This window comes from Croceicoccus sp. Ery15 (genome assembly GCF_020985305.1).
In the GTDB taxonomy this organism is placed as follows: domain Bacteria; phylum Pseudomonadota; class Alphaproteobacteria; order Sphingomonadales; family Sphingomonadaceae; genus Croceicoccus.
Genome location: NZ_CP087588.1, coordinates 1,747,123 through 1,772,086, shown reverse-complemented (window position 1 = coordinate 1,772,086; position 24,964 = coordinate 1,747,123). Strand labels below are relative to the sequence as shown.

Genomic DNA, 24,964 nt, shown 5'->3' with positions numbered 1-24,964 from the left:
AGCACGCGCAGCCTGCCAGCAAAGCGTAACATTGTCATATTTTATTCATTTTTATCGGCAGCAGGGCGGGTAAATCGGGATATCGCCCGTTCTCCGATCGGAAAATTTCGCCTGCCCGAGGATGTCCCCCCGCAGAACTCGGGAGAATCCCTGATGGGGTTGGGCAACGCACGGGCCGACAAGGTTACATCCAAAGCGCCTTTCAGCCTGGAGTATCTAATGCCTAACGGAAAACCCAATATTCTCGTCATCTGGGGTGACGACATCGGCGTGTGGAACGTCGGTGCCTATACCCACGGCATGATGGGTCATACGCCCAATATCGACCGCATCGGCAAGGAAGGCGCGGTCTTTACCGACCACTATGGCCAGCCCAGCTGTACCGCGGGTCGCGCCGCATTCATCACCGGCCAGCTGCCCGTGCGCACCGGCATGACCACCATCGGCATTCCCGGTTCGCCGCGCGGCATTCAAAAGGGCGATCCCACGCTGGCGCAGGTGCTGAAGGCTGCGGGCTACAAGACCGGCCAGTTCGGCAAGAATCACCTTGGCGACCGCAACGAATTCCTGCCCACGTCGCACGGTTTCGACGAATGGTTCGGCAATCTCTATCACCTCAACGCCGAGGAAGAGCCCGAAGAGCTGGATTATCCGGGCCAGAAGAACCCCGAATACCAGAAGAAATACGGCCCGCGCGGCGTGCTGCATGCATGGGCGACGGACGAGTTCGACGATACCGATGACGGCATCTTCGGCGTCCGCGGCAAGCAGAAGATCGAAAACACCGGCCCGCTGACCCGCAAGCGCATGGAAACCTTTGACGGCGAAGTGCTGGACAAGACCATCGACTGGCTGGACCGCAACAAGGAAGGCCCGTTCTTCTGCTGGTTCAACACCACCGCGATCCACATCTTCTCGCACCCGCCCAAGAAGTACACGCAGATGGCCGTGGACGAAGGCCGCGCCGAGGAAGACGTGGTCCGCGCCAAGATGATCGAGCATGACGAACAGGTCGGACGCCTGCTCGACTGGCTCGACGAAAACGGCCTCGCCGACGACACCATCGTCATCTACTCGACCGACAACGGTAACGAGCTGATGCTGTGGCCCGACGGCGGCTATGCCCCGTTCCGCGGCGAGAAGGGCACCACCTGGGAAGGCGGCGTGCGCGTGCCGATGCTGGCGCGCTGGCCCGGCAATATTCCGGCCGGCAGCTCGATCAACGGCCTGCAGAACCATGAAGACGTGTTCATGACGCTGGCTTCGGCCGCCGGCATGGGCGACGTGAAGGAAAAGCTGCTCGAAGGCACGACGCTGGGCGACGACGAAACCGTGTTCAAGGTTCACCTCGACGGTTTCAGCCAGCTGGACATGTGGACCGGCAAGTCGACCAAATCGGCCCGCCGCGCCCATTTCTATTACGACGAGACCGAGCTGACCGCCGTGCGTATCGACGGCTGGAAGATGCACATCGGGGTGAAGATGAACAACAGCTGGTTCAACGAACGCAGCTATCCCTCGGTCCCCTATGTGTTCAACCTGCTGATGGATCCGCTGGAAAAGATGGATCCCGAAAGCGAGGAATGGGGCTATGTCGGGCGCAAGTTCATGGCATCGAAGCTGTGGGCGCCGACGGCAGCCACGCCCTTTATCGCGGAACATCTGAAGAGCCTTCAGGAATATCCGCCGAGCCAGGGCGCCGACACGCTGAGCCTGCACAAGGCGCTGGAAGGCGCGATGGCCAAGCTGGAAAACGCCAAGGCGGCCAGCAACTAAACGGAACGGCCCGTTATCGAACGGTCCGTCTGCAAGAAAGGGCGCTCTTCCCACGCGGGAAGGGCGCCTTTTTCGTGATGGCGGGCTTTATGAAGAAATCAGGTGATGGGGGTCAGGCCGCCTGGCGGGCCAGCTCGTCGTTCAGGAATGCGGCCACGTCGTCCAGCGCGACATCCTTTGCCAGATAGGCCTGTCCGATCCCCCGCATCAGCAGGAAGGGCAGCGTGCCTGCATCCATCTTCTTGTCGTGCAGCATGTGGTCCGCAAGCTGGCGGCCATCGCAATCGAGGCCCAGCTCGGTCAGGTCGGCGCGCATCTCCATTGCCCTGAAATGGGCCGCGATCCGTTCCGCGTCCTGCCCGTGCATTTCGCCGCGCCGCACCGAATATCGCGCGGCCAGCACCATGCCCATCGCAACCGCCTCGCCATGCAGCAGCCTGCCCGAATAGCCGCATTCGGCCTCCAGCGCGTGACCGAACGTATGACCAAGGTTCAACAGGGCACGGGTGCCGGTCGTCTCACGCTCGTCCGCGGCGACGACACGCGCCTTGGCCGCGACCGAGCGGCGGACCGCTTCGCCGCGCAAAGCCTCGTCCCCTGCTAGCAGGGCCGCGCCATGCGCTTCGCACCATGCGAAGAATTCGGGATCGTCGATCAGGCCGTATTTCACCACCTCGGCATAGCCTGCGCGCAATTCGCGCGGGGGCAGCGTGGCCAGCGCGCCGGTATCGGCCAGCACCAGAGCGGGTTGGTGGAATGCGCCGATCAGGTTCTTGCCCGCGCGCGTGTTGATCGCGGTCTTGCCGCCGACGCTGGAATCGACTTGCGCCAGCAGTGTGGTGGGCAGCTGGATAAAGCCGCAGCCGCGTTTCAGCACCGATGCGGCAAAGCCCGTCAGATCGCCGATCACGCCGCCGCCCAGCGCCAGAATATGGTCGCCGCGGTCGACGCCTTCGGCCAGCAGGAAATCGCACACCGCTTCCAGACTGGCCCAGTTCTTCGTCGCCTCGCCCGCGGGCAGGATCATCCAGCGCGCTTCCTTGCCGCTGGCGGCCAGCGATGCCTCTATCGCGTCGCGGTACAATGGGGCGACCTGTTCGTCGGTGACGACGGGCACGGCGGCCTTGCGCAGCAGGGGGCCGCATTCGACGGCAAGATCGCCCAGCAATCCGCTGCCCACGCGCACGTCATAGCTGCGGCCCGCCAGCGCGACGGGCACGGTAAAGATCGTCATGCCAGATAGTCTCCCAGCGCGGCCAGAATGCGCGCAACGCCATTCGTCTGCGGCCCGCCGTCGCTGATCACCCTGATCGGTGCCTCGGCATAGGCGGGGCCGCGTTTTGCCAACAGATCTTCCAGCACGGCGCGCGGGTCCTTGCCCGTTAGCAGCGGGCGCGTGCTCTTGCGGCTGACGCGCGCGACCAGCGTGTCGATATCGGCGTCGAGCCATACCGCGATCGCGCGATCCAGAATCAGCGCCCGCGTCTCGTCGTCGGCAAAGGCGCCGCCGCCCGTGGCGATCACGGCGGGGCGGCCCGCATTATCCTCGATCAGCCGGGCAATCACGCGGCGCTCTCCGTCGCGGAAATAGGCTTCGCCGAAACGGTCGAAGATTTCGGGAATGCTCATCTGTGCGGCTTCCACCACCTCGTCGTCCGCGTCGACGAAGGGAGTGCCAAGGCATTGCGCCAACCGCCGCCCGATGGTCGATTTTCCCACGCCCATCAGGCCCACAAGCACCACCGGACGATCCACGCGGGCGGCCAGTGCGGACAGCGCCGCAGCATCGGGCAACGGAAGGGCGGCGTGCATATTGTGTATATCGGGCGATGAATTGCTCGGCTGGGACATTGAGCAATGCCTATAGTTGGGCTAACCGGTCTTGCAAGCGCGTGCCATGCCGTGAATTTTGAACGGGTGCGGCGGGCAAGGTCCCGAATATGCGCGCAAAGCAGGTGATGGTGAGTACGATTTCGCGCAAATCCCCCTATGAAAAGCTGTCGTCTGGCCGGTATTCCGGCAGCCGGAGAAAGACGCGTCTGCCGCGCTGGGCCCTGATCGCGGGCGGCGTGGTGCTGGCCGTGATCGCCTATGCGTGGATTGACGGCGGATATCGCGATGTCCATCTGATCGAGGAAGAATTGCATCCCGTCACCGCGCAGGGAGACGCCATGCAGGGTGACGGCGCATGAGGATGCGGATGCGGCTGACCGTCGCCGCGCTGATGGCGGCGACCCCTGCGGCAGTGCTGATGGCGCAGCAATCGCCCGAATCGCTGTTGCCGCCGGGTTTCGACGATCCGGCGCCCGCGCCTGCACCGGCTCCGGCTCCGGCCCCCAAGGCCGCGCCTGCGCCCGCACCGTCTGCGCGCCCAGCCAATGGCCAGCCCCCCGCCGCTCCCGCCACGGGCAGCAGCGTTTCGCAGCCGGTGGTGCAGGATGTTAGCGGTGCGAGCGCTGCGCCGCCCGCCCTGTCGCGGGCAGAGGCTGCGCGCCGCTTGCTGGAGAGCCTCCCCTCGCTCGAAGAGCTGGAGGAGATGGACACGGATGCGCTGGACGAATTGCTTGGCCTGAAGCCTACCTTCGATATCCCGCCCGCCGCGCGCCGTTCGACCGCGCGGGTTGGCCTGTTGGCCGCGAACGAAGGCGGCATGGGCGATGCGGCGCTGGCCAATACGCGCGCCCTGTTCGTGCGCAATGTGCTGGCGGGAACGAAAGGCCCGCTGGTGTCGCGCTGGGGCCATATCGCGCTGCGCCGCGCGCTGGCAGGGCGGATGATCGCGCCTGCGGGCATGGACGGGGTGGAATTCGCCGCATTGCGCGCCGCGCTGCTGAACCGCATGGGCGAACCGGCGGTGGCCCGCGCCATGGTGCAAGAGGTCGATACGGCGGATTATTCGCAACGCCTCATTTCCGCGGCCTATGACGCCTATCTCGGCACCGGCGATATCACCGGCGCATGCCCGATGATGCGCATTCACGGCGCTTCGCGAGAGGACGCGCATTGGGATATGTGGCGCGCGATCTGCTCGACCTATTCGGGGGAGAGCGGCGGGATGGACCGCATCGAACGCATGGTCCGGCGCGGCGACGACAACCGTTTCGATGCGTTGCTGGCGCAGAAATACGCAGGCGCGGTCGGGCGGCAGCGCCGCGCGGTCACGCTGGAATGGGACAATGTCGAACAGTTGAGCCCGTGGCGCTATGCGCTGGCGACGGCGACGGGGGCCGAAGTGCCCGAAGGGCTGCGTGCGACCGGCGGGCAGCGTTACCTTGTCATGGCGGCCAGTTCGCCCGCGGTGAATATCGTGGAGCGGGCGGGCGCTTCCGATCTGGCGGGGCGGCGGGGCATCCTGTCGGGCACCGCGATGGTCGATCTTTATGCGCAGATCTATGACGATACCGAATTGTCGGGCGATGCGGCGGCGCGCGCCGCGCAATTGCGCGAAGCCTATGTCGGGTCACCGGCAGAGCGTCTGGCCGCGATGCAGGACATCTGGGGCGATGCGGACGACGATGCGCATTATGCGCGGCTGGTGCTGACTGCCTATGCCGCGGCGCGCATGCCGGTGAATGCCGGGATGGCCGATGATGCGGGCGATCTGATCGCATCGATGCTGACGGCGGGGCTGGACCGCAATGCGATGCGCTGGGCCGGTGTCGTGCCGGTGGGCAGCGACGGCTGGGCGCTGCTGGCGCTGGCCGCGCCCGCGCGCAACGCGCCGGTAGAGGAAGGCGTGATCCGCAGTTTCATGGATCATGACGGCGCGGGCCGCCGTTCGCGCTTTCTGGTCGCGGGGCTGGCGGGGCTGGGACGGATGACACCGGCCAATACCGGCGAATTGTCGGGCGAGCTGGCGTTCGACCTGAACCGCGAAACCGCATGGACCCGTGCGATCGCCCGCGCGGGCGAGCGGGGCAATCCTGTGCTGGTGACGATGCTGGCTGGCCTTGGCATGCAGGGCTCCGGCTGGTCCAAGATGACGCCGCTGCATCTGTATCACATCGTCTCGGCCATGAAGGCGGCGGGTCTGGAAGCTGAAGCACGGATGATCGCGGCAGAAGCCGTGGCCCGCGGCTGAGGCGATGCGCGCATGAGCCGCGCAGCCATACAGGAATTCCTTGCCCATCTGGCGGCGGAGCGCGGGGCGGCGACCAATACGCTGGCCGCCTATGCCCGCGACCTTGATGCCGCGCGCGAGGCGGTGCCCGATCTGGTCCATGCCGATGGCGACGCGCTGGCGGGGCTGGGCAGCGAATGGGCGCATCTGGCACCCAGCAGCCTTGCGCGCCGCTGTTCGGCGCTGCGCCAGTTCTATGGCTTTCTGGTGGACGAGGGGCTGCGACAGGACGATCCTTCGGATGCTTTGCCGCGCCCGCGCACCCGCCGCCCGCTGCCGCGCCTGTTGACGCACGACCAGATCGCCGCGCTGTTCGCCGTGGCTGAGGAAGAGGCGCAGACCGGCAAGCCCGAAGCGGTACGCATGCTGGCACTGCTGGAACTGCTGTACGGATCGGGCCTGCGCGCGACCGAGCTGGTGTCGCTTCCCCTGAACAGCGTGCCGCGCGATGCACCGCTGCTGACATTGACGGGCAAGGGCGGGAAGCAGCGCATGGTGCCGGTTTCGACCCGCGCGCGGCAGGCCTTGTCGGCATGGCTGGCAAAACGCATCGTCCCGGCGAAGAATGACAAGGGGGCGCGCTTCCTCTTCCCCTCGCGCACCGGCCATATCAGCCGGGTGCGCCTGTTCCAGTTGCTGCGCGATCTGGCGGGCAGGGCAGGCATTGCCCCCGAAGCGGTCAGCCCGCATGTGCTGCGCCATGCATTCGCCACCCATTTGCTGGAAGGCGGGGCCGATCTGCGCGTGTTGCAGACATTGCTGGGCCATTCCGACATTTCGACCACCCAGATCTATACCCATGTCGATTCGGCGCGGCTGGTGGAGCTTGTGAACGCGAAGCATCCGCTGGCGGGTGGAGCATGGCGCGTGCATCGTTAGGGACGGGGGCATGCATGCTCTTGCCCATTGCGAAATGTGCGTTTAGCGCGATGGCATGATTTCCTATCTCGAATTCGAAAAGCCGCTGGCCGAGCTGGAAGCCCAGATCAAGGCGCTGCGCGACACGGCGGACAAGGACGATGTCGTCGACATCAAGGCCGAGGTTTCAAAGCTGGAGGCCAAGGCCGCCAACCAGCGCGCCCAGATCTATCGCAGCCTGTCGCCGTGGCAGAAAACGCAGGTCGCCCGCCATCCGCAGCGCCCGCATTTCCGCGATTACGTCGCGCATCTGACCGATGATTTCGTGCCGCTGGGCGGCGACCGCAGCTTTGCCGACGATCAGGCGATTCTGGGCGGTTTCGCCACGCTGAAATCGGGGCAGAAAGTGATGCTGATCGGCCATGAAAAGGGCCACGATGTCCAGTCGCGGCTGAAGCATAATTTCGGCATGGGCAAACCCGAAGGCTATCGCAAGGCAGTGCGCCTGATGGAAATGGCGGGCCGGTTCGGCCTGCCGGTGGTCACTCTGGTCGATACGTCGGGCGCGTTCCCGGGGATCGAGGCTGAGGAACGCGGTCAGGCCGAGGCGATCGCCCGCGCGACGCAGGCATGCCTTGACCTGCCGGTGCCGATGGTCGCCACCATTGTGGGCGAGGGCGGATCGGGCGGCGCGGTGGCGCTGGCTTCTGCCGAACGCGTGCTGATGATGGAACACGCCGTTTATTCGGTGATCAGCCCGGAAGGCTGCGCATCGATCCTGTGGCGCACCGCGGAAAAGGCGCCCGACGCGGCCGAAGCGATGAAGGTCACCGCACAGGATTTGAAAAAGCTGGGCGTGATCGACCGTATTGTGCCCGAGCCGTTGGGCGGCGCGCATCGCGATCCGGCGGCCGCGTCCGAGGCGCTTGGCGCCGCAATCGGCGAGGAACTGGCCGGGCTTGCCCAATATGATGCCGCGCAGTTGCAGGCACGCCGGGCAGAGCGTTTCCTGCAAATTGGCTCGGGCTTCTAGGGGCGGCTACGGCCCTGCAACCCTCATGCATTCCCGTTCAGCTTGCGGGAACAAATGCTGTCATAACCTTGTTTTACCCGTCATGGGGACTTCGGCGCTGCCCGACGCGGGCGGCGCCGATTGCGCCTGTCAGGATGCCAATCGAGGGAGCCGATGCCGATGAACCGCCGCCATTTCCGCCCGTTTTCGCGTAAAACGGGCATAGCCATCGCTTCGGTCAGTGCGCTGGCCATCGGGCTGACCGCATGCGTCGGGGCGACCACCGCGCCGGTAACGCCGGGGCAGGCGGGCGCGATTACCGCGCAGGAACAGCAGATCGGGCGCGAGGCGCATCCCCAGTTCCTTGCCCAGTTCGGCGGTGCCTATACCGGTACGCAGTCCAATTATGTCGAGCGCGTGGGCAAGAATATCGCCGCGCAATCCGGCCTTGCCAGTGCGCGCGATGCCTATACGGTGACGCTGCTGAACAGCCCGGTGAACAATGCTTTCGCGATCCCCGGCGGCTATATCTATACCACGCGCCAGCTGGTCGCGCTGATGGATAACGAGGCGGAACTGGCGGGCGTGCTGGGGCACGAGGTCGGGCATGTCGCCGCGCGCCATTCGCAGCAGCGGCAACAGGCGGCGCAGCAGAACAGCATTCTGGGCGTACTGGGCGCGGTAGTGTCCAGCGTTCTACTGGGCGATTCGCAATTGGGACAGCTGGGTCAGGAACTGGCGATGCAGGGATCGCAGCTGTTGACCCTGAAATATTCGCGCAGTCAGGAATTGCAGGCTGACGATCTTGGCATCGCCTATCTGTCGAGCGCGGGTTACGATCCGACCGCAATGGCGACCGTTCTGGAAAGTCTGGCGCAGCAAAATACGCTGGACGCGCAGCTGATGGGCAGTTCGAATCAGGTGCCCGAATGGGCCAGCACCCACCCCGATCCCGCCAGCCGCGTGCGCGGCGCGTATCAGGATGCGCAGGGCAAGCCCGGCACCGTGACCAATCGCGACATGTTCCTGACCGCGATCGACGGCATGCTGTACGGCGACGATCCCAAGCAGGGCATCGTTGACGGGGCGAATTTCATTCATCCCGAACTGCGCTTCGCGTTCAAGGCACCCAGCGGATTCTTCCTTGTGAACGGCACGCAGGCGGTGTCGATCAGCGGACAGTCGGGCAAGGGGCAACTGGCCGGTCGCCCCTATTCGGGTAATATGGACAGTTATATCAGCGGCGTGTTCGGAGAGCTGACGGGCGACGGGCAGGCAAAGATCCAGCCTGCGCAAATCCAGCGCACAACGGTGAACGGCATTCCGGCCGCCTATGGCACCGCGCGCGCCAATACGGGCAACGGATCGGTCGATGTGACGGTGTTTGCCTATGAATTCTCGAAATCGCAGGCCTTCCACTTCGTGACGATCACGCAGGCGGGCGGGGCGAGTGTGTTCAACCCGATGTATTCGTCGATGCGGCGCATTTCGGCCAGCGAAGCATCGGCGGTAAAGCCGCGCCGGATCGATGTCGTGACTGTCAAATCGGGCGACACATTGCAGGGGCTGGCCAATCGCATGGCCTATGACAATGCGAAGCTGGAACGCTTTCTGGTGCTGAATTCGCTGACGCAGAATTCGGTGTTGCAGCCTGGCCAAAAGGTGAAGCTGGTCGTGTATTGATTGGCTGGAGGTGCGGCACCCGCAGATTTTTTGTCTGCGGCGGGTTTATCGCATAACCAAATACAAAGGGGTGGCAGTTTCCTGCCACCCCTCCGCTCAGTAACCGATAAGGCTATTAGCCCTGGTTCGCAGCCGACAGGTCGGTGTCAACCTTCGTGAAGGTGTTCTCGAGCGAACCGCCCAGCGAGGTCAGCGCGGTGATGCAAGCAACAGCGATCAGGGCAGCGATCAGACCGTATTCGATTGCGGTCGCGCCGGATTCGTCGTTGAGGATTTCGTTGAAAAGCTTCATGGTCATTCTCCTGGTCAAATAAAGTACTTCAATTCACCAGCTCTTTCCGTATTTGGCGGAAGTCTTCACGAATTCCGGTGCCCCCAAAGTCTGGATCAAGCCCACTCTTCCTAGAATAAGATCCTGAATTATTCGTAAATTACGGAAAGCTATCCGTCCTTCGCGGCTTCCAGAGTCTTGCTAGAAACGTTCATCCACATGGCGATGGTCGAATTTGCAAATCCCTGCATCGCGCCCATTGCGGCGATCGCCAGCAGGGCGCAGATCAGGCCATATTCGATGGCCGTTGCACCTTGCTCGTCACGCAGCATCTGTTGAACGATGTTCGTCATTGCTAATCGGGCCTCCTCATGTGGTCCGATCATCAAAATCACCTGCAGGAATTAAGATTTAGTTGATGCGGAGGCGTGAGTTGAAAAACAGGCCGACAGATCGGGGCCCGGACGGTGCCAATTCGGTCATCCGGCCGCCGATGCTGGTGGTCGCTGGCGCGCTGATCGACGATGCGAACCGCGTACTGATGCATCGCCGCCCTGCCGGTAAACACTTGGAAGGATTGTGGGAATTTCCCGGTGGCAAGGTTGAGGCAGGCGAAACGCCTCCCGCGGCGCTGGCCCGCGAACTGGCCGAAGAGCTGGGTGTAACAATTTCGGACAGTGCATTTTCGCCACGCGGATTTGCATATGAAACACGCGATTTTTCGCCGCCGGAACCGGCGCGCGGCATTGTATTGCTTCTTTACAGCTGCCGAATCTGGGCCGGAAATCCCGCTCCGCTGGAAGGCGGGGGGCTGGGCTGGTTTGCGATTCCCGATGTCGATTCGCTGGATCTGGCGCCGCTGGACCGGATTTTGCTGGGGCAGTTGTGGTCGGGGGTTTGATGGGCGTGGTGCTGGCGGCGGCGCGCCCGGAAGGATTGGCCGCCGCTTCGCTCTGGCCGTCTCCGATCAGTTCCAACCTGCCATGGCCCGAAAACAAAACACCCGCCCCTTCGCGTGAAGGGGCGGGTGTTTTGTTGGCGCGCCCGGAAGGATTCGAACCTCCGACCACCTGATTCGTAGTCAGGTACTCTATCCAGCTGAGCTACGGGCGCGCTCTGGAGGGCGGCCAATAGGGCGGGCTTTGAATCTTGGCAACCCCTTCTGTGGCTCTTTTTGCGCGAGATGCGAAAAAAGCTGCGCGGGGCCACGGTGACGCAACGATCCGATCCCGCTAGGCTGCGTTCGGGCAATCGCTTGCCACCTATAGGGAGAGGGATGTGAGCCAGAGCGAATCGCCGCAGCGCATCTATCGGCACCGGATCATGACGCGGCTGTGGCACTGGGTGAACGTGCTGGCGGTATTCGTGCTGATCGGCAGCGGGTTGATGATATCGAACGCGCATCCGCATCTGTACTGGGGGCAGTTCGGGGCGAATTTCGATCCGGCATGGCTGCACCCGCCGCGTTTTCCCGGCTGGATCACGATCCCCAGCGAGTATAACCTGGCCATGGCGCGGCGCTGGCACCTGACCTTTGCGCTGCTGTTCGCGTTCAATCTGGCTGTGTTCATGATCGCCAGCCTGTTGAACGGACATATTGTGCGCGACCTGCGCATCCGCCCTGCCGACATCGCGCCGCGGCATCTGTGGGCCGATATCAGGGCGCATCTGCGGCTGCGCTTTCACGATCCCGAACGGCCCGATGCCTATAATATATTGCAGAAGCTGGCCTATGTTTCGGTGATCTTCGTCGCGCTGCCCCTGCTGGTGCTGACCGGCCTGACGCTCTCGCCCGCGATGAACGCAGCGTGGCCGTGGCTGCTCGACATATTCGGCGAGCGGCAATCGGCGCGTTCGATCCATTTCATCGCCTGCTGGGCGGTCATGGTCTTTATCGTTGTTCACCTGCTGCTGGTGCTGCTGGCGGGGCCGGTGAACGAAATCCGGTCCATGATCACGGGCCGCTGGAGAATTCCCGATGAGCATTGATCCCAAGTTCACCCGCCGCGCGCTGATCGGCGGGCTGGCCGGATCGGCGCTGGCCGGATGCGACGCGTTTCAGGACAGCGCCGCGGGCCGCGCGATATTGTTCAGCGGGGAAAAGGCGCATCAGGCGCTGCAACGCACGATTATGGACCGGAACGCGCTGGCCCGCGAATATGCCGAGAGCGAGATGTCGCCCGTGTTCCGCGCCAATGGCACGCGCAATCCCGATACGGCGGATTACAACGCGATGGCCGCGAACGGCTTTGCAGATTGGGTGCTGACCATCGGCGGGCTTGTCGAACGCCCGATGGCGCTGTCGCTGGCCGAAATCCGCAACATGCCCGCCCGCACCCAGATCACGCGCCACGACTGCGTGGAAGGATGGAGCGCCATCGGCAAATGGCATGGCCCGCCCTTGTCGCTGCTATTGAAGGCGGCGGGGTTGAAGACGCAGGCGCGATATGCGGTGTTCCGCTGCGCCGATCTGTATCGCGGGACACCCTATTACGAATCGATCGATCTGATCGATGCGTTCCACCCGCAGACCATTCTGGCATGGGCCATGAACGATACTTTGCTGCCCGTCGCGAATGGCGCCCCCTTGCGGCTGAGGGTGGAACGCCAGCTGGGATACAAGCACGCCAAATATGTTCAGGCGATCGAGATCGTGGAATCGCTGACCCCTATCGGTGGCGGCAAGGGCGGATATTGGGAGGACCGGGTGGGCTATGACTGGTATGCGGGGATTTAGGCCCTTCGGTCAGGTTCCTGCCATCGGGCCGGGCCGTTACGCATTACGAATAAAGCGCCATCCTAGCCATCTTAACTTGCGTTAACCCAAGGGTTTAGCTGTCATTTAACCCAGTAGCTGCATGCTTTTCTGCCAAAGGACGGCGGGTTTTCCGCGTTGCATATTCGATCGCCGCAGTGCGTTCTGAAGGGCAGGAAATGGCACGAACGAGTGGCAGATATTGGCTCGCCGGTGTGGCGGTTTGCACGCTGGCCGCTTGCGGCGGCGGCGAGGCGGGGAGCACCCAAAGCGCGAGCGGAGCAGCGTCGGAACCGGTGGTTGTTCCCTCGGCACCGGACAATGGCACGGCGAGTCCTGCGCCTTCTCCCGCGCCTTCTCCCGCGCCATCCCCCGCACCGTCTCCGACACCGGCGCCCGCGCCTTCTCCGACACCCGCACCGTCTCCGACACCCGCGCCATCTCCAACCGCTGCGCCTTCTCCTGCACCGGCACCATCGGCATCACAGGGAACATCATCCTCCCTTGCCGAACTGCCGCCGCTGGATTTGTCGGAAATGGCCCTGTGGCGGTGGAGCGCGCCCTGGCATGCGTCGCAGTGGGATAATGAATTCGGCCCCATTCCGTGGAAATACGACCATGTCCGCCAACGCTCTGACGGATCGGTCGACTTCATCCTCAATGCAAGTGGCGCGCCGCAACTTCAGGCGGTTGATGGCACGCCCGCGCGTCGTGACGGTTTGTGGGAAGCCGAGGTGACATTGCCCGAAATGCGCGACGGGATGATTGTGGCGCCGCTTTGGCTGTATAATTCCGACACGCGGGACGAGATCGATTTCGAATTTGCCGGGCGCAAGGGCCTGGATGTTTCGATCCATCGCTATGTCGATGGCGTGCACAAGTCGAAAACCGTGCGATTGTTTGCGGGGCAGGATTTTTCAGGGCGGACAATGCGTTTCGGCATCGACGTCGATAGCGATGCAGGCGTTATCGACATGCTGGTCGATGGCGAAGTGGTATACAGCTTTCTGCGGTCGGATACCGGCTGGTTCGTCAACGATCCGCTTCGACCCTTTATGCAGTTCTTTCCGCTCTATCCGGAAGACGCCGGTTTTGTTTATTGGGCCGGCAAATGGCAGGGCATGCGAGCGGGCGAGGAATTGCGCATGACCGTGCACGGATACGAATACTCGAATTAGGGGGTATGCCGGAATCCGCCGGTTGCGGCGCTGCCACATCCCATTTTCGGCGCGCGCGTGCCCTGTTGGTGGACCGCTTTCGGAACGTTGCCAGACCGCTTTCGGAACCCAATCGCGCCTTTACCTGTTGATCGGGCAAACACCCATTCAACAGGAGCCGCATAATGGCCGACAAGATTTTTGACCGCCTGATCGAAGATCACGACAAGCATCGCCAATTGCTGAAACAGATCGCCGAGACGCATGGCGACAGCGAGGACCGGCGCGCATTGCTGGAGACTTTGACCAAGGAACTGAAAGCCCATGCCGCGGCCGAGGAAATGGCACTCTATTCCACCACGCTGCGCAAGCCGCCCACCAATGACGAGACACGCCATTCGGTCGCCGAGCATCACGAGATCGAGGAAATGCTGAACGATCTGGCCGCGACGGATATGAGCAGCAGCGCATGGCTGGCCAAGTTCGACAAGCTGGCCCATCGTTACACGCACCATATCGACGAGGAAGAGGAAGAGCATTTCCCTGATTTCGGGGATTACCTGACCGAGACCGACAAGGCGCATATGCGCAAGATATTCGACGAGCATAAGGCCGAGGAATGCGAGGAAGCCGAGGTGACCCCTGTCGCCATGGCCGACGCGAAAGAGTAAGCACCGACAAGTTTCAACCCGCATCGACCGCCGGAGGTGCGCTTGACCAGTGTGAACGACGAGAGGGACGGCCCCAAGGTGACGGAGCCAGCCCCTCTCTGGCCGCCCGAAGACGAACCCGGCCCCGCCGATCCCGAAAGCGAGGAGCGCGGGGTGTGGCGTTACGAACATTGCACGCGCGCCACGCTGGTCGTCGATGCGGCGGATTATTTTCTGCTGATCCAACAGGCGATGTTGCGCGCGCAGAGGCGCATCATGTTGATCGGATGGGATTTCGACACCCGTATCGCGCTGGGGCGCGGGCGCGGGTGGATGAATATCTTCAAACGCCGCCACCCGCCGCGCAGGCTGGGCGCGTTCATCGTCTGGCTGACCAAGCAGAACAAGGATCTGAAGATCCGCGTGCTGAAATGGAATTTCGCGGCAGTGAAGATGTTTTTCCGCGGATCGATGATCATCGATCTGTGGCGCTGGTTCAAGAACCGGCGGATCACGTTCAAATTCGATGCGGCCCATCCCGTCGGATGCAGCCATCATCAGAAAATCGTGATCATCGACGACCGCTTTGCCGTGTGCGGCGGAATCGACATGACTGCCGAACGCTGGGACACGCGCGCTCACCGCGAAAAGGATCGCCTGCGCCGCGCGCCGGGCGGCAAGCGTTATATGCCATGGCATGATGTGACCATGATGGTGGAGGGCGAGGTCGCGGGCGCTCTGGACGAGCTGGGACGCAATCGCTGGCACATAGCGGGTGGCGAAGACATTCCGCCTTTGCCGCACCAGCCCGAAAGCGCGTGGCCGCCCGAACTGAAGCCGCAGTTCACCGATATCGAAATCGGTATCGCCCGCACCCGCGCCGAGTGGAAGGACCACAAGGAGATCGCGGAGATCGAGACATTGTTCCTCGACATGATCCGCAAGGCGCAGCGTTTTATCTATGCCGAAAACCAGTATTTCGCATCGCGCCGGATTGCCGAAGTCATCGCGCAGCGTATGGGCGAACCCGATCCGCCCGAAATCGTGCTGATCAATCCCCTGTTCGCCGATGGCTGGCTGGAACAGGAAGCGATGGATACCGCGCGCCAGCGTCTGGTGGAAACCATCGGCCGCGTCGACAAGCAGAACCGTTTTCGCATCTATGTCCCGCACACCGATGGCGACAGCCCGATCTATGTTCATGCCAAGCTGACCATTGTCGACGACATGATGTTGAAAGTGGGGTCGGCCAATATGAACAACCGCTCGCTGGGGCTGGACAGCGAATGCGACCTGTTCATCGACGCGAACCGCCCCGCAAACGCGGGCTGCGACGAACAGATCCGACGCATACGCCATTCGCTGCTGGGCGAACATATCGGGCTGGAGGCGGAAGAGGTGGGGCCGCTGATCGAACGCTATGGATCGATGCATGCGCTGATCGACCGGCATCCCCAGCCGGGCCGCCGCTTGAAACCGCTGCCCATGCGTGAGCTCAACGGGCTGCAAAAACGGATGGCGGACGAGGAATGGCTGGACCCCGAGGATCCGTCGGATTTCTTCGAGCCTATCGTCGCTGCGAAAAGCAGGCGGCCCGCCCTGTTCCGCCGGTTACGGGCCCCGGTTTAGCGCGGCCTAGGCGAACAGCATCAGCGCGCGCAGGGCAAGCGTGACGGTCAGGATCAGCGTGCTGGCCAGCAATGCCATGCCTGCCGTGCGGCCGGCCTTTCCGGCGGTCACGAATGTGATGCCGGTCTTGAATGCCATGTTCACCGCGACCGTGCCCGACAGCGCCAGTGCCGCAACCGCCAGCGCGATCGCGCCCGCGGGCAGGGCGGAAAAGGCGACGATGGCCGCGTCCACATCGAAACTGCCCGCTATGAACAGCGATACCGCCGCGCCGCTTTGCCCGAATTCGGCCTGCGCCCATCGCACCAGCAATGTCGCCGCCGCCATCGCCAGCAGGAAGCCCAGCGCGGGCAGCAGTTCGAACGGTCGTGCGGTCAGCTTCGTCGGTTCGCCCGCAGACGGGGCGCTACCCTGCGCTCCCCCGGCCCGCGCTGCCCCGGCTTGCACCGGCCCGATCCGGTCCGCCGCGCGTTCCCTGCGCCAGACGAGCCATGCCAGCGCGAATGTCGCCGCGCCCGCGGGGGCCAGCAGCGATGCGACGGGCACGGCGGCTGACGGGGCCAGCACGGCAGCCAGCACGGTGACGCGCACATACATGACTGCGCTTGCCAGCACGATGCCGGTGCCGAAACTGCCGCCCCCGCCGTTTGCGCGCAATTGCGTCGCCAGTGCGGCGGTCACGGCAGTGGAGGAATAGGCACCCCCGATCAGCGCCATCACGATGGTGCCGCGCTGCTGCCCGATCACGCGATTGGCGACATAGCCTGCGACGGAAAAACCCGTGACCAGCAAAGCCACCAGCCACAGGCGGAACGGGTTCCACGCGTCATAGGGGCCGAAGCCGCGATCGGGCAGAAAGGGCAACACGGCCAGCGCGATCACCGCGAAACGCGCGATGGCGCGCACTTCCGTCTCGGTCAGTTCGCGCAGCAGCCCGTGCATTGGCCTGCGCGCGGCCAGCAGCAGCACCGTGACCGACGCGCCCGCCAGCGCCAGCGCCGCCAGTCCCGCGCCCGCCAGCAGGCCCAGCCCCAGCACGACCATGGCGGCGATCATGGTGGTCGCGTCGCGCTCTATCCGTGTCTGGCGCGGCCACAGGAACCCGCCGACCAGCATCGCGCCCAGCGCGACCAGCAGGATCGCGGCAAGCACCGGCGACAGCGCCACCGAACACAGCGCGACCAGACCGCCGCCTGCGCCGATCAGGGTAAAGGTGCGCACCCCCGCGACACGCGCGCCCTCTGCCTCGTCGCGCTGGCGCCAGCCGCGTTCGATCCCCACCAGCAGGCCGCAGGCCATCGCGGCCAGCAGATGCATGGCCATATCCCATTGCAGGGCCCAGTCGTTCGCGCCGTCCATGCCGCCTGCATAGCGGCCCGCGCGCCTTTGCGGAATGGCCCCGCGCGCCCGTGCGACATGGTTTAATCGCCCGCGAAAAAGGGCGCCTCCTTTGCCGGAAGCGCCCTTTCTTTATTTCAGGGGATCGATGCGATCAGAGCTGGCCGAGCATATATTCGGCCGTCGATTTCTCGAACGCGCCGGGATCTTCGACATTCAGTTCGGTGACGGTGCCATCGTCGACCACCATCGACCAGCGCTGTCCGCGCTGGCCAAGGCCAAAGCCCGAACCGTCCATCGTCAGGCCCAGCGCCTGTGCGAAATCGCCATTGCCGTCGGCCAGCATGGTGACATCCGCGCTGCCGTCACGTTCGTTCCATGCGCCCATGACAAAGGGATCGTTGACCGCGGTGCAGGCGATCTCGTCGATTCCCTTGGCCTTCAGCTCGTCCGCCTTTTCGACGAATCCGGGCAGGTGCTTGGCCGAACAGGTGGGGGTGAAAGCGCCGGGGACGGAGAACAGGGCCACTTTCTTGCCGGCGAAATATTCGCCCGACTGAACCTTTTCCGGGCCATCGGCGGTGGGCTTGATCAGCGTGATATCGGGCAGCTTCTGGCCTTGCTGGATGGTCATATTCTGGGGTCCTTCTTTCCCGTGTCCCGCGCTTTGCCGCGCGTCAGGCCGAGACATAGGGTTAAAGCGCCAAGGTGCAAGAAGCGGCATGCGCCCTGTTCGCGTGCCAGCCAGTCCGCCCGCGCGATCGCCTGCACCAGCGCATCGGCGCTTTATGGTAAAAACCGGTTTACCGCACGGGTTTAAGTTTGCGTAAACGCTTTGCGCGATCCTGCCGTCATGGGCCGAGGGGTGGTCCGGGCAAATGGGGTTCGTGCACAATGGGGACTTTGGGAAAAATCGCCGCGGCCGCTTCGGCAGCCGCCATGCTGGTCGCCGCTCCGGCGACGGCCGCCACGCAGGCAGAGGTTTCGCAGGCGGAAAGCCTGCGCAAGCTGGACATCATGCTGATGGTCACGTCGCTGCGCTGCCGCAAGGGCGCGTTCGATTTTCAGGCGGACTACAACGACTTTTCGGCCAAGCGGCTGACGATCATGAAGTCGGCCTATACCACGTTGAAGAGCGGGCATGTCCGGCGCCTTGGCGAACGCGGGGCCAAGCGCGAGATGGACAAGATCAGCGTGGGCATGGCGAACCAGTACGGGCTGGGCCATCCCTGGCTGGAATGCGACCAGTTGAAGCAGGTGACGCAGGACCTTGCGCATAATGGCGGCCATGCCGAACTGTTGCTGGCGGCAGAGCATCTCCTGGCTCCTGCCCGTCCGGCGCAATTCGCGATGGTGGACTGACAGCTGCTTTTCCATCCCCCTGAAAAGGGGGCACGCTTGCAAGAAGGCGATCCATTCCACCTTCTTGCCGGGAGAGGCCGGAGCATCGCGCTCCGGCCTTTTTTGCGCATGCGGGCTATCGTGCGGCGCAAGCGATATAAAGAAAGCTTTATATTTGCCCTAACGCGGCTGGCCCTGTAGAGCGGAGTGCACAAGCAGGGGCGCATTGCGCCGCCATTGACCAAAGCCCGAAGATCAGGAGCACCCGCCGTGGCCACCGTCGCTGAAAAGGATTATGTCATCGCCGATCTGTCGCTTGCCGATTATGGCCGCGACGAGATTGCCATCGCCGAAACCGAAATGCCGGGCCTGATGGCGCTGCGCGAGGAATATGGCGCCGCCCAGCCGCTGAAGGGCGCGCGCATCACCGGATCGCTGCACATGACGATCCAGACCGCCGTGCTGATCGAAACGCTGACTGCGCTGGGCGCAGAGGTGCGCTGGGCGACCTGCAATATTTTTTCGACGCAGGACCACGCCGCCGCCGCGATCGCGGCCAGTAACATCCCTGTGTTTGCGGTGAAGGGCGAAAGCCTTGCCGAATATTGGGATTATGTCGGCCGCATCTTCGATTGGGGCGCCACCGATGGCAGCGGTGAGACGGCGAACATGATCCTCGACGATGGCGGCGATGCCACCATGTTCGCGCTGTGGGGTGCGCGTCTGGACGCGGGTGAGACCATGCCCGATCCCGAAAACGCCGAAGAGATCGAGATGCAGCGCGCATTGAAGGCATTCGTCGCCAAGCATCCGGGCTATCTGATGAAGACCGTCGCCAATATCCGCGGTGTGTCGGAAGAAACGACCACCGGCGTCCATCGCCTGTATCACATCGCCAAGAACGGCAAGCTGCCGTTCCCCGCGATCAATGTGAACGACAGCGTCACCAAGTCGAAGTTCGACAATCTGTATGGCTGCAAGGAATCGCTGGTCGATGCGATCCGCCGCGCGACCGACGTGATGCTGGCCGGCAAGGTCGCCTGCGTCGCCGGTTTCGGCGATGTCGGCAAGGGTTCGGCGGATTCGCTGCGTAATGGCGGCGCACGCGTGATGGTCACCGAAGTCGACCCGATCTGCGCTCTGCAGGCCGCGATGGAAGGCTATGAAGTCGTCACCATGGACGAGGCTGTGCAGCGCTGCGACATCTTCGTCACTGCCACCGGCAACGAAGGCGTGATCACCGGCGCCCATATGGAAGCCATGAAGAACATGGCGATCGTGTGCAATATCGGCCACTTCGACAGCGAGATCCAGATTTCGGCACTCGACAATTACGAGTGGAAGGAAGTGAAGCCGGGCACCGATCTCGTCACCTTCCCTGACGGCAAGCAGATCATCGTTCTGGCCAAGGGTCGTCTGGTGAACCTGGGCTGCGCCACCGGCCACCCCAGCTTTGTCATGTCGTCGTCGTTCACCAACCAGACGCTGGCACAGATCGAGCTGTTCACCAAGGCGGACCAGTATGACAATTCGGTCCATATCCTGCCCAAGCACCTCGACGAAAAGGTCGCCGCGCTGCACCTCGACAAGCTGGGCGTGAAGCTGACCAAGCTGTCGCAGCGTCAGGCCGATTATATCGGCGTGCCAGTCGAAGGGCCGTTCAAGCCCGAGCACTACCGTTACTGATCGCGGATATCCGTCGATCCGGGCAAGCGGCCGCCTCTATACCGGAGGCGGCCGTTTTCGTTCGGGGCAAGTGAACTGCATCATCGCGCATAAGCGCGCTTAACGCGATTGCCCTTGCGCCCTAGCTGTCCTAGCCCATCGCCATGAATGCAACGACCGCTGCCGAAGGGTTTACACTGGGACTGCCCGCCTTGCTGCTGATCGGCCTGTTGCTGGCCGCGTGGACGGCGGCGGCAGGCTGGGCTCTGGTAGTTTCGCAGCGCAAGTTTCGCCGCGCGCGCCGCGACCGCAAGGCGAATTTGCGCCTGTCGCGCATGATCGACGAATCGCCCGCCCTGCCGCTGCTGGTGCGGTCGAACGGGCGGATAGAGGCATCGGAACGGTTGGCGGCGTGGTTCGGTTGTGCCAGCCTGCCGCAACATCTGCACGGGCTGGCGGGTCCGGAATCGGGTCTGCCGGTGGAAGAGGCGGAAGCCCTGTGGGAAGCGGTCGAAAAGACGCGGTCCTCCGCCGCGCCCTTGCGCATGATGCTGCATCCCGGCGGGCGCAACCATGCGCTGTCGGTTATCGGGCACCTGGCCGATCCGCAGGTCGCGGGCGGCGGGGCGGTGATGCTGTGGGTGTTCGACGCCAGCGACAGTGCAGAGGAAATCGCGCGCCTGTCGGCGGAAGCGGAAAGGTCGCGCCACGATTTCCATGCGCTGGTCGGATTGATCGAGGCTGCGCCCGTGCCGATGTGGTTCCGCGATACCGACGGAAGGCTGCGGCTGGTCAATTCCGCCTATGTCGCCGCGGTCGGGGCCGAAAGCGCGGAAGAAGTCGTGTCGGGCGGGATCGAGCTGGTCGAAACGGTCGACGGCGTGACCGCGATTGAAGTGGCCGAACAGGCCAAATCGTCGCAACAGGCCGTGGAGCGGCAGGCGATGATCACCATCGACGGCGAACGCCGTGCCTTTCGCGTGTCGGACCTGCCGGTGGGCGATGACGGCGTGGCGGGCTATGCCGTGGATGTCGAGGATCTGCAGCTGCTGGAGCGTGAATATCGCGCCTTTCGCAATGCGCAGCGCGCGTTGCTGGACCAGATGAGCAGCGGCGTGGCGCAGTTCGATCATCTGCGGCAGCTGGTTTTCACCAATCTGCCGATGCAGCGCATCTTCCGCCTGCCGCCCAATATCGGACAGGAAGCGCTGCCCGTGGGACGCGTGTTCGACATGATGCGCAATGCGGGCCGTCTGCCCGAAGTGCGCGACTTTCCCGCATGGCGCGCCGAGCACGAGGGCTGGTTTACCGCGAGCGAGGTGAAGGACGAGGAATGGGTGCTGGCCGACGGCACCCATCTGCGCGTGGTGGCGCAGCCCATGCCCGACGGCGGGCTGGTGATGATCGTCGAGGACCGGACCGAACAGCTGAAACTGGCCAGCGCGCGCGACACGCTGTTGCGCACGCGCACGGCCACTTTCGACAATCTGTTCGAAGGGCTGGTCGTGCTGGCCCCCGATGGCCGCCTGCAAATCTGGAACCGCCGTTTCGCGGGCGAGTGGGATTTGCAAGAGGGGATGCTGGCAGGGCACCCCCATATCGACGCGCTGCTCGACGCGATGGGGCCGTTGCTGAAAGACAGGGCCGATACGCGCCGCATCCGCGCACTGGTCGAAAGCGCGACCTTGCAGCGCCAGCCCGCGACGGGGCGCGTCAATCTGGCCGACGGGCGCACGCTGGCATTGATGGGCGTGCCTCTGCCTGACGGGAACGGCATGCTGACCAGCCTCGACATCACCGATTCACAAAAGGCCGAGGCCGCGCTGATCGAGCGGAACGAGGCTTTGGTCGAGGCCGATGCGGTCAAGACCCGTTTCCTTGCGAATATGAGCTATGAATTCCGCACGCCGCTGACCTCTATCGCGGGTTTTGCCGAGATGCTGCGCGAGGGCGTGGCGGGCGAGATGAGCGAGACGGGCCGCGACTATGTGAACGCGATCCTCGATTCCACGGCTCGCCTGTCGCAGCAGATCGAGGCGGTGCTGGACCTGACCCAAAGCGAGGCGGGGCTGATGCCGCTGGCCGAGGAAGACGTCGAACTGATGCCGCTGGTGACGGCATTGGTGCAGGACCGCGTCAAGTCGATCGAGGCAGCCGATATCAGCTTCAACCTGCGCGGCGACCGGTCTTCGGGCATGGTCAAGGGGGACGAGCGGCAGTTGGCGCGCGCCATCGGCAATCTGGTCGACAATGCGATCGCGTCCTCTCCGCGCGGGGGGCGGATCAATATGGATTTGCGCCGCCGCCGCGAAGGGGTGGCCGTGATCATCACCCACGATAATGCGCAGGAAGGCGTATCGGGCAGCGCGGACACCAATGCGGGGCTGAACCTGCCGCTGGCGCGCGAACTGATCGAGGCGCACAAGGGCAGCCTCGACTATGCGCAGGACGCGCGCGGGCGGGTCGTGGTGACGATCAACCTGCCATGATCGCCGGAGTGTCATGAACGAAACCCGCCACCCGCTGCCCGACCTTTCCGCAACCGCGGCTTTCGGCAAACGCATCGCGGCCCTGCTGCGCGCAGGCGATGTCGTGGCACTGAGCGGCGGTCTGGGCGCGGGCAAGACCACTCTTGCCCGCGCGATCATCGGCGCACTGGGGCATGAGGGAGAGGTGCCTAGCCCGACCTTTGCCATCATCCAGACATATGATCCGCCGGATGTGTCGCTGCCGCTGGTCCATGCCGATTTCTACCGGCTGGAAGATCCGATGGAGGCCGAGGAGCTTGGCCTTGACGATTATCGCCACGATGCCGCACTGATTGCCGAATGGCCCGAAATGGCGGGCGGGTTCGAATATGATCCGGCGTGCCTGCAAATCCACATCGAAACGGGTGAAGCAGGGCGGATCGCCATTGCCCGCGCGGGGGCCGATTGGCTAAGGCGCTGGGGATGAGCACGCCCGTATCCAGTTCCCGCCCGTTCCCCCCGCATGCGCGCGCGTTCCTCGACGCGGCGGGCTGGGGCGGGGCGGTGATCGAACCGCTGCCGGGCGATGCCTCTTTCCGGCGCTATTTCCGCATTTTGCGCGGCGGGGCCAGCGCTATGCTGATGGACGCGCCCCCGCCGCATGAAGATCCGCGCCCTTTCCTGCGGGCGGCGCATTACCTTGCCGATCACGGCTTTCGCGCGCCCGCCATTCTGGCCGAGGATGCAGCGCAGGGCCTCGTCCTCCTCGAAGATTTCGGGCATCGGCGCATGCGCGACCATCTGGACGTGGCAGGAGATGACGAAGGCGCGGTCTATAAAGGGGCGGTCGATGTGCTGGCGCGGTTGGCCAAGGCGCCCGCGGGCCCGTTCGATCCCTATGACCTCAACACCTATCTGCGCGAGGCGAAGCTGTTCACCGAATGGTTCTGCGTCGCGCATGGCCTTGCCGTGGACGACGACGGGTTCGAGGCCGCGTGGCGCGAGGTGCTGGCCCCCGTGCTCGACACGCAGGCCGGTTTGCCCGGTGGCGGGGTGACGGTGCTGCGCGATTATCACGCCGAAAACGTCATGCTGCTGGACGGCCTGACCGAGCAGGGTCTTCTGGATTTCCAGGACGCGCTGGTCGGTCACCCTGCCTATGATCTTGTCTCGCTGCTGCAGGACGCGCGCCGCGATGTCGCGCCGGAACTGGAAGCCGAAATGCTGGATCATTATCGCGCGCAGACCGGCGCGGGCGAAAATTTCCTGTCGGATTACGCCATCCTCGGCGCGCAGCGGAATGCCAAGATCGTCGGCATTTTCGTCCGCCTGTCGCGCCGCGACGGCAAGCATCATTATCTTGACCTGATCCCGCGCGTCTGGGCGTTGATGGAGCGCGACCTTGCCCATCCCGCGCTGGAACCGGTGACGCGCTGGATGGAGGCGAATATTCCCGGCCATCTCCGTTCGGCCGGTGGCGCAACGCAAGAGGCGTAAGGTTCATGGCAAACAGCAAGCCCCCGCTGGTTTCCGATGTGGCGATGGTGATGGCCGCAGGGCTGGGTAAGCGCATGCGCCCGCTGACCGCCAGCCGTCCCAAGCCGATGGTCAAGGTCGCGGGCAAGCCGCTGCTGGACCATGCGCTGGACAAGATCGCCGATGCGGGCATCGCGCGCGTGGTGGTGAACGTGCATTACCTGCCCGACCATATCGAGGGGCATATGCAATTGCGCAGCCGCCCGCAGGTCACGATTTCGGACGAGCGCGAACAATTGCTGGAAACCGGCGGCGGGCTGGTCAAGGCATGGCCGCTGATCGATGCCGATCCGTTCTTCTGCCTGAATTCCGATGCGATGTGGCTGGACGGACCGGTCGACGTGTTCCACGAATTGTCGGCCGCATGGGACGCGGAGCGGATGGACGCCTTGTTGCTGATGGTGCCGCACAAGCGCGCGCATAATTATCGCGGCAAGGGGGATTTCCACCTTGACCCGCATGGCCGGATATCGCGCCGCAAATCGGGCCGCGTCGCCCCCTATGTGTTCACCGGCATCCAGCTGGTATCGAAAGCATTGCTGCGCGATCCGCCGGCAGAGGCGAAATTCTCGACCAATATATTCTGGAACCGCGCGATAGAGAACGGACGGCTTTACGGCGTCGTCCATCAGGGCGACTGGATCGAGATCGGCGAGCCGCAGCATATCGCGCCCGCAGAGGCCTTGTTCTCAGATACATTGTAAT

Annotated in this window: 24 protein-coding genes and 1 tRNA gene; 18 read left to right on the top strand and 7 right to left on the bottom strand. The window is 63.8% G+C overall.

From position 1 onward, the window contains the following. Window positions 1-219: 219 nt before the first annotated feature. A complete protein-coding gene (locus LOZ77_RS08675) occupies window positions 220-1,776 on the top strand; it encodes an arylsulfatase (protein ID WP_230281720.1) in 1,557 nt (518 codons plus the stop codon). Between the two features lie 112 nt (window positions 1,777-1,888). Here LOZ77_RS08675 and aroB read toward each other — a convergent pair whose 3' ends face one another. Then, window positions 1,889-3,004, bottom strand: a complete 1,116-nt coding sequence (aroB, locus tag LOZ77_RS08670; protein ID WP_230281813.1) for a 3-dehydroquinate synthase — start codon at window positions 3,002-3,004, stop codon at window positions 1,889-1,891. A 2-nt stretch (window positions 3,005-3,006) separates the two neighbouring features. Then, a complete protein-coding gene (locus LOZ77_RS08665; protein ID WP_230281812.1) occupies window positions 3,007-3,588 on the bottom strand; it encodes a shikimate kinase in 582 nt (193 codons plus the stop codon). Between the two features lie 128 nt (window positions 3,589-3,716). On the opposite strand from LOZ77_RS08665, the gene LOZ77_RS08660 reads away from it, so the two are divergent. The 5 genes from LOZ77_RS08660 (at window position 3,717) to LOZ77_RS08640 (ending at window position 9,449) form a co-directional block, all read left to right on the top strand. After that, the gene (locus tag LOZ77_RS08660; protein ID WP_230281719.1) at window positions 3,717-3,968 is read left to right on the top strand and encodes a hypothetical protein; all 252 of its coding nucleotides are present in this window, start codon (window positions 3,717-3,719) and stop codon (window positions 3,966-3,968) included. After that, a complete protein-coding gene (locus LOZ77_RS08655; protein WP_230281718.1) occupies window positions 3,965-5,857 on the top strand; it encodes a hypothetical protein in 1,893 nt (630 codons plus the stop codon). The genes LOZ77_RS08660 and LOZ77_RS08655 overlap by 4 nt, the downstream gene beginning before the upstream one ends. Before the next feature lie 12 nt (window positions 5,858-5,869). Next, window positions 5,870-6,775: a tyrosine recombinase gene (locus tag LOZ77_RS08650; RefSeq protein ID WP_230281717.1), complete on the top strand. Its 906-nt coding sequence runs from the start codon at window positions 5,870-5,872 to the stop codon at window positions 6,773-6,775. A gap of 55 nt (window positions 6,776-6,830) precedes the next feature. Then, a complete protein-coding gene (locus LOZ77_RS08645) occupies window positions 6,831-7,787 on the top strand; it encodes an acetyl-CoA carboxylase carboxyltransferase subunit alpha (protein WP_230281716.1) in 957 nt (318 codons plus the stop codon). A 159-nt stretch (window positions 7,788-7,946) separates the two neighbouring features. Further along, complete coding sequence (locus tag LOZ77_RS08640) at window positions 7,947-9,449, top strand: M48 family metalloprotease (RefSeq protein ID WP_230281715.1); 1,503 nt, start codon at window positions 7,947-7,949, stop codon at window positions 9,447-9,449. A 115-nt stretch (window positions 9,450-9,564) separates the two neighbouring features. Here LOZ77_RS08640 and LOZ77_RS08635 read toward each other — a convergent pair whose 3' ends face one another. After that, the gene (locus LOZ77_RS08635; protein ID WP_230281714.1) at window positions 9,565-9,741 is read right to left on the bottom strand and encodes a Flp family type IVb pilin; all 177 of its coding nucleotides are present in this window, start codon (window positions 9,739-9,741) and stop codon (window positions 9,565-9,567) included. 149 nt (window positions 9,742-9,890) lie between these two features. Beyond that, entirely contained in the window at window positions 9,891-10,073 is a 183-nt protein-coding gene (locus LOZ77_RS08630; RefSeq protein WP_230281713.1) for a Flp family type IVb pilin, read from the bottom strand. An 80-nt stretch (window positions 10,074-10,153) separates the two neighbouring features. Between LOZ77_RS08630 and LOZ77_RS17835 the strand changes: the two genes are divergently transcribed. Next, window positions 10,154-10,621, top strand: a complete 468-nt coding sequence (locus LOZ77_RS17835) for a (deoxy)nucleoside triphosphate pyrophosphohydrolase (protein ID WP_370638063.1) — start codon at window positions 10,154-10,156, stop codon at window positions 10,619-10,621. Between the two features lie 135 nt (window positions 10,622-10,756). On the opposite strand, the gene LOZ77_RS08620 is transcribed toward LOZ77_RS17835, so the two are convergent. Beyond that, window positions 10,757-10,833: transfer RNA gene (locus LOZ77_RS08620), tRNA-Arg, on the bottom strand. Between the two features lie 210 nt (window positions 10,834-11,043). On the opposite strand from LOZ77_RS08620, the gene LOZ77_RS08615 reads away from it, so the two are divergent. The 5 genes from LOZ77_RS08615 to LOZ77_RS08595 all read left to right on the top strand — a co-directional run bounded on the left by LOZ77_RS08615 (window position 11,044) and on the right by LOZ77_RS08595 (window position 15,911). Next, a complete protein-coding gene (locus LOZ77_RS08615; protein ID WP_230281811.1) occupies window positions 11,044-11,709 on the top strand; it encodes a cytochrome b/b6 domain-containing protein in 666 nt (221 codons plus the stop codon). Then, a complete protein-coding gene (locus LOZ77_RS08610) occupies window positions 11,699-12,457 on the top strand; it encodes a molybdopterin-binding protein (RefSeq protein ID WP_230281712.1) in 759 nt (252 codons plus the stop codon). The genes LOZ77_RS08615 and LOZ77_RS08610 overlap by 11 nt, the downstream gene beginning before the upstream one ends. 554 nt (window positions 12,458-13,011) lie before the next feature. Beyond that, the gene (locus LOZ77_RS08605) at window positions 13,012-13,653 is read left to right on the top strand and encodes a family 16 glycosylhydrolase (RefSeq protein WP_230281711.1); all 642 of its coding nucleotides are present in this window, start codon (window positions 13,012-13,014) and stop codon (window positions 13,651-13,653) included. A gap of 164 nt (window positions 13,654-13,817) precedes the next feature. Beyond that, complete coding sequence (locus LOZ77_RS08600; RefSeq protein ID WP_230281710.1) at window positions 13,818-14,303, top strand: hemerythrin domain-containing protein; 486 nt, start codon at window positions 13,818-13,820, stop codon at window positions 14,301-14,303. Window positions 14,304-14,381: 78 nt separating this feature from the next. Continuing rightward, complete coding sequence (locus tag LOZ77_RS08595; RefSeq protein ID WP_230281709.1) at window positions 14,382-15,911, top strand: phospholipase D-like domain-containing protein; 1,530 nt, start codon at window positions 14,382-14,384, stop codon at window positions 15,909-15,911. A gap of 6 nt (window positions 15,912-15,917) precedes the next feature. On the opposite strand, the gene LOZ77_RS08590 is transcribed toward LOZ77_RS08595, so the two are convergent. Both LOZ77_RS08590 and LOZ77_RS08585 read right to left on the bottom strand, forming a co-directional pair. After that, entirely contained in the window at window positions 15,918-17,270 is a 1,353-nt protein-coding gene (locus tag LOZ77_RS08590) for a DUF4010 domain-containing protein (protein ID WP_230281708.1), read from the bottom strand. A gap of 133 nt (window positions 17,271-17,403) precedes the next feature. Then, window positions 17,404-17,883 carry a peroxiredoxin gene (locus LOZ77_RS08585; protein WP_230281707.1) on the bottom strand — a complete coding sequence of 160 codons (480 nt, stop codon included), beginning with the start codon at window positions 17,881-17,883 and terminating at the stop codon, window positions 17,404-17,406. A 260-nt stretch (window positions 17,884-18,143) separates the two neighbouring features. On the opposite strand from LOZ77_RS08585, the gene LOZ77_RS08580 reads away from it, so the two are divergent. The 6 genes from LOZ77_RS08580 (at window position 18,144) to LOZ77_RS08555 (ending at window position 24,963) form a co-directional block, all read left to right on the top strand. Further along, complete coding sequence (locus tag LOZ77_RS08580) at window positions 18,144-18,611, top strand: S-adenosyl-L-homocysteine hydrolase (protein WP_230281706.1); 468 nt, start codon at window positions 18,144-18,146, stop codon at window positions 18,609-18,611. Between the two features lie 249 nt (window positions 18,612-18,860). Continuing rightward, window positions 18,861-20,276, top strand: coding sequence for an adenosylhomocysteinase (ahcY, locus tag LOZ77_RS08575; protein WP_230281705.1), 1,416 nt, complete (start codon window positions 18,861-18,863; stop codon window positions 20,274-20,276). Window positions 20,277-20,419: 143 nt separating this feature from the next. After that, window positions 20,420-22,744, top strand: a complete 2,325-nt coding sequence (locus LOZ77_RS08570; protein WP_230281704.1) for a PAS domain-containing sensor histidine kinase — start codon at window positions 20,420-20,422, stop codon at window positions 22,742-22,744. 13 nt (window positions 22,745-22,757) lie between these two features. Beyond that, window positions 22,758-23,210, top strand: a complete 453-nt coding sequence (tsaE, locus tag LOZ77_RS08565; RefSeq protein WP_230281703.1) for a tRNA (adenosine(37)-N6)-threonylcarbamoyltransferase complex ATPase subunit type 1 TsaE — start codon at window positions 22,758-22,760, stop codon at window positions 23,208-23,210. Then, entirely contained in the window at window positions 23,207-24,220 is a 1,014-nt protein-coding gene (locus tag LOZ77_RS08560) for an aminoglycoside phosphotransferase family protein (protein WP_230281702.1), read from the top strand. Before tsaE ends, LOZ77_RS08560 begins: the two co-directional genes overlap by 4 nt. A 5-nt stretch (window positions 24,221-24,225) precedes the next feature. Beyond that, complete coding sequence (locus tag LOZ77_RS08555; protein WP_230281701.1) at window positions 24,226-24,963, top strand: nucleotidyltransferase family protein; 738 nt, start codon at window positions 24,226-24,228, stop codon at window positions 24,961-24,963. Window position 24,964 lies beyond the last annotated feature (1 nt).